Genomic DNA, 14,213 nt, shown 5'->3' on the forward strand with positions numbered 1-14,213 from the left:
TTCATTTTTTTATTACTAGATTAATATATATTTTTAGAATTAATTGTAACCTTTAAATTTTTTGAATAAAATATAAAAGCTAAAAGTGAAAGCCAGCCAAAAGTAATAGTATTATCTTGTTTTATGCATGATTTCCGACATTTTGTCATTAAATTTTTATTGGTACTTTTTTTGACTTTTTAAAAATAATTAAAAAATATCGTAAAAAATAAAATATTATATATGGCAAAAGGAAATATCAATGTATCGGTTGAAAATATTTTTCCGCTGATCAAAAAGTTTTTATACAACGATCACGAAATATTCTTACGTGAGCTGGTATCCAATGCTACCGATGCTACTTTAAAACTTAAACATTTATCAAATATTGGAGAAACTAAAGTTGAATATGGAAATCCAATTATAGAAATCAAAATAAATAAAGAAGATAAAACTCTTCACATAATTGATCAAGGAATCGGGATGACTGAAGAGGAAGTTCAAAAGTATATTAATGAAGTTGCATTTTCAGGGGCGGAAGATTTTATTTCTAAACACAAAGATGCTGAAAAAGAAGGAATTATCGGACATTTCGGTCTAGGTTTCTATTCTGCTTTTATGGTTGCTGACAAAGTGGAAATAATCACCAAATCATATACAGATGCTCCGGCAGTACAGTGGGTTTGCGACGGAAGTCCTCAATTTGATTTAGGTCCTTCCGATAAAAAAGATCGAGGTACTGAAATCATCTTACATATTGCAGAAGATTCTTCAGAATTTTTAGAAGAATATAAAATTCGTGAGCTGTTATTAAAATATAATCGCTTTATGCCAATTCCGATTAAATTTGGAACTAAGGAAGAAACTTTACCCTTACCGGAAGGTGCCGATAAAGATGCTAAACCTGAAAAAGTTATAGTTGATGATATTATTAATAATCCCAATCCCGCATGGACCAAATCACCTTCAGAACTGAAAGATGAGGATTATAAAGCATTTTATCACGAGTTGTATCCGATGCAATTTGACGAACCGTTATTTTACATTCATTTGAATGTAGACTATCCGTTTCATTTAACGGGAATTTTATTCTTTCCTAAATTAGCTAATAATTTAAATTTAGATAAAGACAAAATTCAACTGTATCAAAATCAAGTTTTTGTTACCGATGAAGTTAAAGGGATCGTTCCTGATTTCTTAATGTTATTGAGAGGAGTTATTGATTCTCCGGATATTCCATTAAATGTATCTCGTTCTTACCTGCAAGCTGACGGTGCAGTTAAGAAAATTTCTTCTTACATCACTAAAAAAGTAGCTGATAAAATGGTTTCCCTAATCAATGAAAACCGCGAAGATTTTGAAAAGAAATGGAATGATATTAAGGTAGTTATAGAATACGGAATGATTTCCGAAGAGAAATTCTATGAAAAATCAGATAAATTTGCACTTTACCCTACGGTAGATCATATTTACTATACTTTTGATGAATTAAAAGATAAGATTAAAGACCAACAGACCGATAAAGATGGTAAATTAGTGATCTTATATGCATCTAACTTAGATGAACAAGATCAATACATTCAAACAGCGAAGCAAAAGGGCTACGAAGTATTGTTGTTGGATTCTCCTATAGTTCCTCATTTAATTCAAAAATTGGAAACCTCCAAAGAAAATATTTCTTTTGTGCGAGTAGATGCAGATCATATCAATAATCTTATAAAAAAAGATGAAAATACGGTTTCCATTTTAACCGATGAAGAAAAAGAAACCCTTAAAAAAGAAATTGAAGAAAATATAGATTCTAAAACCTATACCATTTCTTTGGAAAATTTGAGTAAGGAGGATGCTCCATTTATTTTGACTCAACCGGAATTCATGCGTAGAATGAAAGATATGCAACAAGTAGGCGGAGGAATGTTTGGAATGATGGGTAATTTTCCCGAAACTTATAATCTTGTTATAAATACGAATAGTCCTTTAGCTTCCGAAATCTTAAAAAAAGATAATAAAGGTGAAAAAGCGTCTATTATTAAACAGGCATTAGATTTAGCTAAACTTTCTCAAAATATATTAAAAGGCAAAGATCTCACCGATTTTATTAAGCGAAGCTATGAAATGATTAAATAATAGTAATTCTATTCTATATAAAAAGCCATTCTAATAAGAATGGCTTTTTAATTTTCGTTTTTATTTAATAAGTAATTTTAAATTTAGAATATTTCATTTCCGATGTAGTCTGTTAATTATTCTAAACGTATAAAATTTATTACATATATAAATTAGATAAATTTTTAAATCAGTAAGTTTTCTAATTACAAACTATTTAATTAAAGATTCAATAAGATTAGAAGAAAAATTTGAATGGTTTACTTCATATTCTTCGGCTACTTGGAAAAATCCATTAACAATTTGACTAGTGGCATAACTTGCAATCGAATTATTTTTGTTTTCAATTGTTGAAGCATTATTTCCGGTAATTATAGCTAAAGCATTTTGAACTCTTTTATCATTTAATGCAGAATTTACTAAAGTGGTTACTCCACTGCTATTTAATTCATTTTCAACTTCGGGTTGTATAGTAGCGATAAACTTAGCCTCTGTTTTCTTTTTTAAATATTGAGTAGCTGCTCCCTTTCCACCTGTTATAATAGATGCAGCATCTAATGGAGTAATATCATTAATCGCAGAATTAATGATAGGCTTAAGTAATTTAACCGAAGATTGAGCAGCTTTTCCAATATTTTGCTTTTCATTTTCTACAATATTGGATAATCCTAACGCTTCAAGCTTCGTATTAATCTCCCTAAGCTCATCAGGTAATGCTTCCTCCATTTTTGTATTAATTAAGAACGATCCGGTGTCTTTTAATACTAATAAACTTTGATTGGTACTGGCAGTAAGAATTTTTTTTACTGCATTTAAGGCAGCTTGATTAGTAGGTGATTTTTTTTGACAGCTACCTAATTGAAAACCTAGCATAAAAATAAAAAGCAACCCGATTTTAGAAAAAACTGTATAATTCATAAATTTTATTATTTGAAAATAAAAGGCAAAAATACTATTATATTTGAATAATAGTTAATAATTAACCTAATTAACTTTTAAGTAACTCGATAAAACTTAGTAAAATTTATTACTTAGCCTCAAAATAGTTTAGTATAATTGTTGTTCTTTTATCTCCAATGAGCTTTTGAATTTCAGTCTTATCAGCCTGTCTTATAGCTGAAACGGATTTAAAATGATTAAGGAGTATTTCAATGGTTTTTTTTCCGATACCGGGAATTGTTTCCAACTCGGTGGTAAATGTTTTTTTACTTCTTTTATTTCTGTGTCTGGTAATTCCATATCTATGCGCTTCATCTCGCACTTTTTGTAATACTTTTAAGGTTTCAGAGGTTTTATCTAAATATAAAGGGATTGAATCGTGGGGAAAATAGAGCTCCTCTAGTCTTTTAGCAATGCCAATAATTGGTATTTTTCCTGCTAAACCGAGTAATTCTAATGATTGATAAGCAGAGCTCAATTGTCCTTTACCCCCATCAATTAATATAAGTTGAGGTAATTCATTGTTTTCTTGCAATTGCCTTTTGTACCTCCGGTAAATAACCTCCTTCATAGTAGCAAAATCATTTGGCCCTTCAACGGTTTTAACATTAAAAATACGATATTCTTTTTTACTCGGTCTGCCATTTCTGAATACAACACAGGCAGAAACCGGATTAGTTCCTTGAATATTTGAATTATCAAAACCTTCAATCAATCGCGGTTCTTCGGGAAGATGTAAAAGGGTTTTCATTTCAGCCATAATTCGATTGGAGTGTCGTTCCGGATCTACAATTTTAGCCTGCTTAATCATTTCTAACCTATATTCCTTAGCATTTCTTTCAGATAATTCTAAAATTTTCTTTTTATCCCCTATTTTGGGAATATACAATTTAACATCAGGTATTTTCAGGTCTACAGAAAATGGAATATATATAATTTTTGATGCAGAATTAAATTTTTTCCTTATTTCTATCATACTTTTTTGAAGTATTTCCTCATCCGGCTCATCAAGCTGCTTTTTAATTTCTGTCGTATAGGATTGAATGATTCTACCCTTAACGATTTTAAAATAATTAACGTAAGCGGCAGATTCATCTGAAGTAATTCCGAAAACATCCACATTAGAAATAGTTGGAGAAATAACGGTTGATTTTGCCTGATATTTTTCTAATACATCCAGTTTTTCCTTAATTTGCTGGGCTTTTTCATATTCCATTTTTTGAGAATACTGAATCATTTTTTTTCGTAAGGAAGCTAACGGTTCGTTAATGTTCCCTTTAATAATATCCCTTATTTCTTTGATATTATCTAAATATTCTTCAAGGGACTGATTTTCTTCACAGGGCCCTAAACAGTTATGGATATGATATTCAAGACAAACCGAAAATTTATGTGATTGTATTTTTTCTTGGGATAAATCTAAATTACAGCTTCTCAGTGGATAAATACTTTTAATTAACTCTAATAATGTCTTAGCAACCACTACGGAGCTATAGGGTCCATAATATTCAGAGCCGTCTTGTATTAACTTTCTGGTTAGAAAAACTCTTGGAAATGGTTCGTTCTTAATACAAATACAAGGATAGGTCTTGTCATCTTTCAAGCGGATATTATATCGAGGCTGAAATTCTTTAATTAGATTATTTTCCAATAACAAGGCATCATATTCAGTATCTACGATAGTAATTTTTAAATTTTTAATTTTAGAAACCAGAACTTTAGTTTTACCCACGTGTTCTTTATTAAAATAAGAAGAAACCCTTTTTTTTAAATTTTTAGCCTTTCCAACATATAAAATTTTCTGATTTTCATCAAAAAATTGATAAATTCCAGGTTTGTTAGGTAATGTTTTTAACTGAAGTTCTAATGACATGTATATTATTGAAATTTCCTATTCAAAAGTATGCATAAGCAATTTAATAAATATCTAAGAAAAATATGCCAAACTCATCCATTATGATTGATTTATTTTTGTAGAATATAATCATATTTTTTTGAGTATTTTATCTTATTATCAGCATATGTTTTAATTCTATATGAAAATTAAAAATCATATTTATCTATCCACAAATTTTTAAGATATTCCCTTAGTTTATTTTCTCTTGGATTATTTCCGGGATGATAAAAGGTTTTTTGAGAAGCTTCTTCCGGTAAAAATTCTTGATAAACAAAATTTCCATGATAGTCATGGGCATATTTATAATCTGAACCATAATTTAGCTCTTTCATTAATTGAGTGGGTGCATTTCTTAAAGGAAGAGGCACCGGCAAATTTCCGGTTGATCTTACATAAGATAAGGCTGAATTAATTGCTAAATAGGAAGTGTTAGATTTCGGAGAAGTAGCCAAATATATAGCACATTGACTCAATAAAATTCTTGCCTCAGGGTTCCCTATTACATTAATTGCCTGAAATGTATTATTTGCTAAAATCAATGCGGTAGGATTAGCCATTCCTATATCTTCAGATGCTGAAATAATCATTCTCCTGGCAATAAATTTAATGTCTTCTCCTCCATCTAGCATTCTGGCCAACCAATATACGGCAGCATTTGGATCTGAACCGCGTATTGATTTTATAAATGCTGAAATGATATCATAATGTTGTTCTCCGTCCTTATCATATAAAGCCATATTTTGTTGTATGACTTTTTTTATTTCTTCATTATTGATATGTATTTCATTCTGATCACTAAATTGTTGAATTACTAAATCCAAACTGTTTAACAATTTTCTTGCATCTCCTCCTGAATAGTGAATTAATGCTTCTTCTTCTTCAATGATAATTTTCTTTTTAGATAAAACTTCATCTTCGGTTATAGCCCTTTGCAGTAAGTTTGATAAGGCTTTCTTATCTAAATGATAAAGTGTATATATTTGACATCGAGATAAAAGGGCCGAAACAACTTCAAAACTGGGATTTTCTGTGGTAGCTCCAATTAAAACGATCCACCCTTTTTCCACAGCCTGTAATAAGCTGTCTTGTTGCGACTTATTGAATCGGTGTATCTCATCAATAAACAAAATAGGGCTTTTTCCTGTAAACAGGTTTTGATTTTTAGCCTTTTCAATTACTTCTCTTACTTCCTTAACACCTGAGCTTACTGCACTAAGTGTATAATAATCCCTCTTAGATTCATGAGCTATAATTTCTGCAAGAGTTGTTTTGCCGGTTCCCGGGGGACCCCAAAAAATCATGGAAGCCAAATTTCCGCTATCCACCATTCTTTTAATTGGTCCATCTTTTCCAATTAAATGATTTTGATATTGATAATCTTGAAGGGTATTTGGACGCATTCTTTCTGCTAAAGGTGACTGGCTCATCCTGTTTTTTAATGATATTTAACGTAATTTATTTATTTCCAATCCAAATTTTTATAGTTATAAGCAATAAATTTCCCAATTCTTACTTCGAGTATTTTTCTTAAACTTTACAAAATAATTCTGAAAATTATTTCTTTTATCTTAAAATCAAAAAAAAGAAACTATGCAAGTCTTAAAGTAGATAACTTATACTATTTTTTGTATCATAGATAATATACTTTATATAAGTTTTATTCAACTAATTACTTTTATAAAGTGTTTTACCATCTTTTTCTAAGATATATTTGTCATTAACTTTTTTTATTTCCCAACTCTCGTTTTTCCATTTGTTATTATTTATCTTGTGAACAACCACCGAACCGGATATTTCTGTAGAAAATATTTCAATTTGGTTATAATCTACAAGTATATAAGCTGCTTGAGTTGAAGCAGCAGAAACAGGTTTTAATTTAATTCCTTCCGTGAAAGGTTGAATACACTCATTCTTAGTTTGAGACCATTGTGATCCGGTAGATCTTTTACATCCATGTTCATCCGCATCATTCCCTACTATAAAAGTATTGATATTATTTTTCGATGAACAAGATAGCAAATTAAAAATAGTACTTAAAATTAATAAAAATGATTTCATTATTAAAGTTTTTTTGATAATTTAAAATCCAGGTTCAAGAGTGAGTCCAAATATTCCCTATCATTGGCTAAACGGGGAATTTTATTTTGACCACCCAATTTGCCTCTTTGCTTCATCCAATCATAAAAAAGATGGGGCCTTGCTGAGTGTACTTTGGGCATACTTAACGTCATATTATTGTATCTTTTAGCTTCATAATCAGAATTTAGTTTTTGTAATTCATTATCTAATACTTCTGTAAATTTTTCAAGAGAATCCGGTTGACGCGCAAATTCTACAATCCACTCATGCGAACCTTTTTCTTTTCCTTTCATAAATATAGGTCCGGCCGTGTATTCTGAAATTATTGCATGAGTTTCTTTTTCCGCTTGTTTTAGCGCCTTTTCAGCATTTTCAACCATCAACTCCTCTCCAAAAGCATTTATATAAAATTTAGTTCTTCCTGTAACCCTAATTCGGTAAGGGGTTTTAGATACAAATTTAACCGTATCTCCTATAATATACCTCCAAAGACCGCCATTAGTTGTTATAACTAATGCATAATTAGTATGTAACCTTACGTCTTCTAAAGATAAAAGAGTCGGATTATCAGAATAAAATTCATCCATGGGAATAAACTCATAAAATATACCATAATCCAACATTAATAGCATGTCTTTACTTTCATTAGTATCTTGCATGGCAAAATAGCCTTCAGAAGCATTGTAAATTTCATAGTACTTAATAGGTCTGGAAAATATTGATGTATATTGTTCAAAATAAGGGGTGAAGCTTATTCCTCCGTGAAAAAAACATTCAACATTGGGCCATATTTCATCAATATATTTTTTATCTGTAGCTTCTAATACTTTCCTTAATAGTACCATCATCCAAGAAGGAACTCCGGTAAAGCTTCCAACATCTTGCTTAATTACCTGCTCAACAATAGCCGGTAACTTGATTTCCCAATCTTTTAAAAGAGAGACCTCTTTATCTGGTGTGCTTTTCCATTCTGCCCAAAAGGGTAGATTGTCTATTAATACAGCAGATAAATCTCCATATTTTGAATCAAAACCAGTATAATTTTCCCTGGTCCCTCCCAGTCTTAAATTTTTACATTCAAAAATTTTAGTTTCCGGATTATGGTAGGAATACATGGAAAATAAATCTTTTCCGGCTTTGTAATGACATTCATGTAAACTATCTTCAGTAATAGGAATAAATTTACTTTTTGCGTTAGTAGTACCGGAAGATTTTGCATACCACTTAATTAATCCGGGCCATATAACGTTCTTTTCGCCTTTTCGTGCCCTTGTTATATAAGGTTCAAAATCTTCATAATGTACAAGAGGAACTTGATTTTTAAAATCCTTATATGATGTTATTTGTTTAAATTTATATTTTTTACCGTATTCTGTATCTTTTGCCTTATATAAAAGGGAAATTAGTACGGCATTTTGGGCATCTTCAGGATTATTTATGAACATTTCCATTTGCTTAACCCTTTTTTTTACATACCATTGGATAAAGGTATTTACAATTCCTGATACCATTTTATTACTAATTTTAGAATATAAAAATACATAATATTACTAAACCTAGCCTAAAATTAATCAATTTTTGAAATTATTAACATACCTTAATTTCAAAACTATTATATTATTCATAAATTTACGTTTCAAAATTTTAGTATATCTTATTTTAAATTTCGATAATAAAAATTATATATGAATTTTTCACAAATTATACTTGATAATCAAGTATTATCTTCTAAAGTAGCCTTAAATTTTAAAGAAAATCATCAATGGAAATCTTATACTTGGCAAGAATTTACTAATTTAGTAAAACAAACGGCTAATGCTTTAAAATTTTTAGGTGCTAAACCGGATGATAATATTGCCATATATGCTGATAATATGCCGCAATGGGTGATTTTAGATTTTGCGATTTTAAGTATTGGAGCTGTTACCGTTCCTATTTTTGCAACAATTAACTCAGAGCAGGCAGAATATATTATTGAAGAAGCTAACGTGAAAATTATTCTTGCGGGAAATGAAAAACAATATACTAATTGTTTAAAAATTTACTCTAAGGGAACATCTCTTGAACATATTTTAGTAGCTAAAAATAATATTGAATTAAAAAGTAAATATTCTTATCATTTTTATCATTTGATTAAAGATCAGCCTACAGATTATGAAGTAGCTTACAAAGATAAAGATGATATTGCATCTATTATTTATACTTCCGGAACAACCGGAGAACCTAAAGGTGTAATGCTCTCCCATGGAAATTTTATTGAGGCTTGCAATGCTCATAAAAGTTTTTTCGGCTTTAGTCCTAAAAATGAAAATTCTTTAGTTTTTTTACCTTTAAGTCATGTTTTCGAAAAATGTTGGAGCTCTTTTGTCCTTTCATGTGGAGGGCAAGTAAGTTTTTGTGAAAATCCAAAAGAAATTTCTCAATTTCTGATAGAAGTAAAACCGACAGCGATGTGTTCGGTTCCTCGTTTTTTTCAAAAAATTTATATTTCCGTTAATGAGAAAATCCAAAACAGCCCTAAAATTCTTAAAAAACTGTTTAAATCCGCTTTAAATATTGGTAGTAAATATGCTAATTTAAAAAGAAATGACAAAAAAATACCTTTTTCATTAGCTGTACAATATAAAATAATTGATACTCTTTTTTTTAAAAAAATTAAAAAAAAATTGGGAGGAAATCTTTGGTTTATTCCTGTGGGGGGAGCGTCCATTAGTCCAGAAATAACTGAATTTTTTGATTCCATTGGATTTCATTTACGTGTAGGATACGGGTTAACTGAAACTTCAGCAACTGTAGCAGCATTTCCTCTAAAAAACTATGAATATAATTCTGTTGGAAAACCCATGACAGGAGTTCAAATACGTATCGGCGCTGAAAATGAAATTTTAATCAAAGGATACGGTGTTTTTAAAGGTTACTATAAGAAGGAAAAAGAAACTAAAGAAGCATTCACTGCTGACGGTTGGTTTAAAACGGGTGATGCAGGAAAATTTGATGATAACGGTAATTTAATTATTATTGACCGCATCAAAGATTTAATGAAAACTTCTAACGGAAAATATATTTGTCCACAACTGATTGAGAATCTATTGACTAATGATAATTTTATTGAAAAAGCTGTTGTTATAGGTGATAATAAGCCTTATGTTACCGCTTTATTAGTACCAAACTTTGAAGCTTTAAAACGTTTAGCAGATAGTCTTAATATTCATTTTAATTCTTATGATGAACTTATATCTAATCAAAAAATAAAAGACCTATTTACTACTAGAATAAATCATATTCAGAAGCATTTATCCGAATTCGAAAAAATTAAAAAATTCCAACTACTTCCAATGGATTTTAATATGGATCAAGGCGAAATTACACCTACTTTAAAAGTTAGACGTAAAATAGTGTTGGAGAAATTTAAATTTCTGATTGAAGATATGTATAATTAAAAATTTATGAATCAAATCCATAGATAAAACAACTGATATTATTTTAATCGTTTTATACAGTTAGAAACCAATTTATCTATATTTTAATAATTAAATTCATATTTTATTATTTACCTATTTGTTTCCTAAATCCTACTAGTCATTATTGAAAATAAGCTATTATTACAATTAGTGAAGGTATTAGATTATGGCTCTTCAAATAACAGATTTAATAACGAATTTATAATTTCATTGCTGTTAATTTTAATTGTACAATTTAAAATAAGTTAAAAGACTTATTTAGATTACGATTATACTTGGTTCAATTTAAAAATATTACTATATTTGCGCTTCAATAACAAAGAGAGGTGCTCGAGTGGTTGAAGAGGCTACCCTGGAAAGGTAGTATACGGGTGACCGTATCGTGGGTTCGAATCCCATCCTCTCTGCTAATAAACCCGCTATATAAGCGGGTTTTTCTTTTATACAAAGGTTTTCATTAAATTTTAGTAATTATTGAATATGACAAAATATGCTGTATTATGCCGTATTTTTGATACAAATAGAACATGAACAAATAAAAATATTAGGTATAAATTTTCTTTTAAAACCGAATTTTTAAAAAATTTCTAAGTTAGAAATGTATCCATTTTTTATTTAAAAACGTTCAAAAGAAATAATAATCTATATCTTACTATATCAATTTTATTTAATTCATCAATGAATAAAAACTTGCTACCAATACATCTAAAATTTATTATACATTAACTCATAATTAATAGATATTTATTAAAATATTAAAATTAGCCATAAGTATATAATTTTGTGTTACTTCTAATTTTCCTAGGTTACCATATATTTATAATTAATAACATAGTAATTATAAATATATGGAAGTAAAAATTCATTTAAAATTTTAATCAATTAAAATAAGTAATTAATCATTTCTAATTTAAAAATTGTTTTAAATAAAGTATTGTTATTTTAACATTTTAACAAAACAATAAAATAAAATTAAAGCGATAAATAGTAAGGTATTTTCTAAATTAAAAATGGAAATAATTCTTTTAAATTTCATAAATTGTTTATTTAGTGCTAATTTTTACAAAAATAATTTTTTTTTTTATAAATATCAATATTCGGCTCTCATAATTTTTAATTCTACAGATATATTTATTTAAATTACCATTATTTATATTAATATATGATATATTTAAGGTTTATATATTCGTATATATAAAATATAAAATTTTAACAATTTAGATTTATATTATTATTAAAATAAACATTAAGAAACTAATTTATGGTATTTAATATAATTTATATATTAATAATAAAAAAGTATTATTATAATATTTATTAATATATATGGTTTTGTATTAATATTTTATGATAATAATTAGAATTTATAAATTTTAGTTCACATAATTAAAAATTTTATTATATAAAGTTTTTATAATCGAATTTTTTTTATAATTTTATGCTATTAAATTTTATTTATAAAACTAAAAATATTAAATTAAGTAAAGAATAAATATTTTAATTATAGTTATATTTAAATATAAAAGAAATAAATTAAATGTATAAAGGCTTTGTTTTATTAGGTTAAGCATTTTTTATTGTGTTAATATGAAAGAATAATATAAAAAAATGATAAATAATTTTTAATTATTACTTAAATTTTATATTTAATTAATTATATTTTCTTCGATTAATTTAATTTTTATATTTAAGAAGTAATTATTATATTTGCGCAAATGTTAAAATTTTTATAATAGTTTATTTATTGATATTTTTTAAATATTTACAAGTTCAAGTTATATATACTCATAAAATGATCAAAAATTTACAAATTATTTATGTAGCAATTTTATTATTAAGTATTTCTACATTAAAATCCCAAGTTCAATTTGGTGTAAAAGGGAGCTTGCAATTTACTAATATTAGAAACGTACACAGACACTCAGAGACTCGTGTTTTTGCTCCTGCCGTGGGATTATTTGCCCAAATTCCATTTAATGATTTTAATGATAGTTGGTTTTTTAAACCAGAAGTAGTTTATTCTGAACAAGGTGAAAAAGATGGCAAAGATATTAATGTGAAATTTTATCAGACCTATATTAATGTCCCTTTAATGGTTAAGTTTTATTTTGAAGATTTTATATTCCCTCCTTGCTGTAGAGGAAAGGATACTCATGAATTTTTTATTGAAGCAGGTCCTCAAGTCGGTTATATAATTAACCAAAAAAATAAATTTAGAGATAAAAAATGGTACGGTGGAGTTTCAAAGTTCGATATTTCAGCCGGTTTAGGTGGTGGAATTAGTTTTTTTAGAAAACATGAAATAGGTGTTAGATACAACTGGGGGCTAAATAATATATACCAAAATTATAGGGCATATTCTAAAAATGGAAAATGGTTTAAATCTCATAATACATCAAATTTAGGCGTCTCTTATTATTACTTTTTTTAATTAAAATTATAATTAATGAGTATTACAATTTAATTTTATAATTGTGTAATTTAAAGAAGTATTATTATCCCTTAGTGAAATAATTAATTTAATAAAAAATTATTTAAAATACATAATTTGTAGCTATTTGATACTCTAAATAAATTAAGGTTTTGTCTTTAATTTAAAAAATTTATATTAAATATGAAAATATTTTATATAGTTAAATTTGTATTCATTAAATCATTTTCGATGCTCTTATTATAATTGTTTTAATTAACATATAAAATCTTAAATTAAATTTTATTAATATAGTATATAATAATGATATAATGATTTCACTAGTATAGTTTTTTTATCAAAGCGATTTTTTGTTTTTTGCTTTCTCAAAATTTTGTCATGAAGATGCATTAATTTTAAGGTAGCTACTTATATAATAATATTTTGATAGGATACAATTCCTTAATTCTTAAATATAATATTATGTTATTTTTCAAAATTTAATTTTTCTTATACATTGATTGGGTAATAACATCAATTCCTTTTTCTAAATCTTTAACTTTCATCATAGAGCTTTTAATTTTATTTATAAAAAAAGTAATATTTAGCCGAACATTTTTAAAATTATATTTTCAATATCGCTTTCTCAAATTATTCAATCTTATTATTTTTCTTTTTCTAAAAAAAAGTGAATATATCTATCTTTCCTATTAATCTTAAAATAAACAGTATCAAGTTTTAACAAATATTCTTTAAAAACTCCGAGATTTACACAAGACTCTCTTTGCTAAGGATAATTGGAAGATATAAATACATCAAAATGTTATATGCTTAAAATTTAATAGTTTTATTAGCTTTATACAATTGATATTCAAAATAAAGTCATATCTTAAACGGTTCTTTATTTTCATACAATGATGCACAATAAATTGAAACAATTAAACTTTCTTTAGAATCTGTTTTTAATTCCAAAATTGGTAATTAAAATTCTCTAAATATTAAAAGTTTAATAATCCCTGTAACTTAAAACTCATTATAGAAGCAGTAGTTGACATAGCATCCGTTCCAGGTAATAGTGCAAATCCATCATATTTAGAATATGAATTTAGAATTATGTTTCCTAAATTATTCAAATTACTGATATAAATATCTGAATAATATATCTTTTTAAAATATATTAATGTCTTCTTCAATTAACCGTATTCTTTGGAATTATTTTTTTAAAATGCATACAATCAAAAGATTTTAGTGTTCATGAATCATAATTTTATCTACTTGTATAAATTGATAATATATAATATTTCATCTATATTTTATAGGTTTTAAACTACAATTTATGAAA

Annotated in this window: 9 protein-coding genes and 1 tRNA gene; 4 read left to right on the top strand and 6 right to left on the bottom strand. The window is 27.1% G+C overall.

What is annotated here, in order from left to right; translation table 11 throughout:
* Window positions 1-222 precede the first annotated feature (222 nt).
* Window positions 223-2,106 (top strand): molecular chaperone HtpG, encoded by a 1,884-nt coding sequence (htpG, locus tag ASC36_RS07745; protein ID WP_055425927.1) that lies wholly within the window; start codon window positions 223-225, stop codon window positions 2,104-2,106.
* A 192-nt stretch (window positions 2,107-2,298) separates the two neighbouring features.
* On the opposite strand, the gene ASC36_RS07750 is transcribed toward htpG, so the two are convergent.
* The 5 genes from ASC36_RS07750 to ASC36_RS07770 form a co-directional block, all read right to left on the bottom strand.
* Window positions 2,299-3,003, bottom strand: a complete 705-nt coding sequence (locus ASC36_RS07750; RefSeq protein ID WP_055425928.1) for a DUF4197 family protein — start codon at window positions 3,001-3,003, stop codon at window positions 2,299-2,301.
* Window positions 3,004-3,112: 109 nt separating this feature from the next.
* A complete protein-coding gene (gene uvrC, locus ASC36_RS07755) occupies window positions 3,113-4,897 on the bottom strand; it encodes an excinuclease ABC subunit UvrC (protein ID WP_055425929.1) in 1,785 nt (594 codons plus the stop codon).
* Window positions 4,898-5,067: 170 nt separating this feature from the next.
* A complete protein-coding gene (locus tag ASC36_RS07760) occupies window positions 5,068-6,348 on the bottom strand; it encodes a replication-associated recombination protein A (protein ID WP_055425930.1) in 1,281 nt (426 codons plus the stop codon).
* 238 nt (window positions 6,349-6,586) lie between these two features.
* Window positions 6,587-6,979: a hypothetical protein gene (locus ASC36_RS07765; protein ID WP_055425931.1), complete on the bottom strand. Its 393-nt coding sequence runs from the start codon at window positions 6,977-6,979 to the stop codon at window positions 6,587-6,589.
* Window positions 6,980-6,981: 2 nt separating this feature from the next.
* Complete coding sequence (locus tag ASC36_RS07770; protein WP_055425932.1) at window positions 6,982-8,511, bottom strand: GH3 auxin-responsive promoter family protein; 1,530 nt, start codon at window positions 8,509-8,511, stop codon at window positions 6,982-6,984.
* A gap of 174 nt (window positions 8,512-8,685) precedes the next feature.
* Here ASC36_RS07770 and ASC36_RS07775 point away from each other — a divergent pair, with 174 nt between their 5' ends.
* The 3 genes from ASC36_RS07775 to ASC36_RS07785 all read left to right on the top strand — a co-directional run bounded on the left by ASC36_RS07775 (window position 8,686) and on the right by ASC36_RS07785 (window position 12,892).
* On the top strand, window positions 8,686-10,440 hold the full coding sequence (locus ASC36_RS07775; protein WP_055425933.1) for an AMP-dependent synthetase/ligase: 1,755 nt from the start codon (window positions 8,686-8,688) through the stop codon (window positions 10,438-10,440).
* A 341-nt stretch (window positions 10,441-10,781) separates the two neighbouring features.
* Window positions 10,782-10,868, top strand: a tRNA-Ser gene (locus ASC36_RS07780).
* Between the two features lie 1,385 nt (window positions 10,869-12,253).
* Window positions 12,254-12,892 (top strand): porin family protein, encoded by a 639-nt coding sequence (locus tag ASC36_RS07785; RefSeq protein ID WP_141656233.1) that lies wholly within the window; start codon window positions 12,254-12,256, stop codon window positions 12,890-12,892.
* Window positions 12,893-13,869: 977 nt separating this feature from the next.
* On the opposite strand, the gene ASC36_RS11230 is transcribed toward ASC36_RS07785, so the two are convergent.
* Window positions 13,870-14,064, bottom strand: coding sequence for an asparaginase domain-containing protein (locus tag ASC36_RS11230; protein ID WP_073961247.1), 195 nt, complete (start codon window positions 14,062-14,064; stop codon window positions 13,870-13,872).
* Window positions 14,065-14,213 lie beyond the last annotated feature (149 nt).

Origin of the sequence: Apibacter mensalis (assembly GCF_001418685.1) — a bacterium.
GTDB classification, from domain to species: Bacteria; Bacteroidota; Bacteroidia; order Flavobacteriales; family Weeksellaceae; genus Apibacter; species Apibacter mensalis.

Bases quoted from the DNA above. Each gene is read 5' to 3' on its own strand.
- ASC36_RS07770 (WP_055425932.1), bottom strand. From the start codon at position 8,511: ATGGTATCAGGAATTGTAAATACCTTTATCCAATGGTATGTAAAAAAA.
- uvrC (WP_055425929.1), bottom strand. From the start codon at position 4,897: ATGTCATTAGAACTTCAGTTAAAAACATTACCTAACAAACCTGGAATT.
- htpG (WP_055425927.1), top strand. From the start codon at position 223: ATGGCAAAAGGAAATATCAATGTATCGGTTGAAAATATTTTTCCGCTG.
- ASC36_RS07765 (WP_055425931.1), bottom strand. From the start codon at position 6,979: ATGAAATCATTTTTATTAATTTTAAGTACTATTTTTAATTTGCTATCT.
- ASC36_RS07750 (WP_055425928.1), bottom strand. From the start codon at position 3,003: ATGAATTATACAGTTTTTTCTAAAATCGGGTTGCTTTTTATTTTTATG.
- ASC36_RS07775 (WP_055425933.1), top strand. From the start codon at position 8,686: ATGAATTTTTCACAAATTATACTTGATAATCAAGTATTATCTTCTAAA.
- ASC36_RS07760 (WP_055425930.1), bottom strand. From the start codon at position 6,348: ATGAGCCAGTCACCTTTAGCAGAAAGAATGCGTCCAAATACCCTTCAA.
- ASC36_RS07785 (WP_141656233.1), top strand. From the start codon at position 12,254: ATGATCAAAAATTTACAAATTATTTATGTAGCAATTTTATTATTAAGT.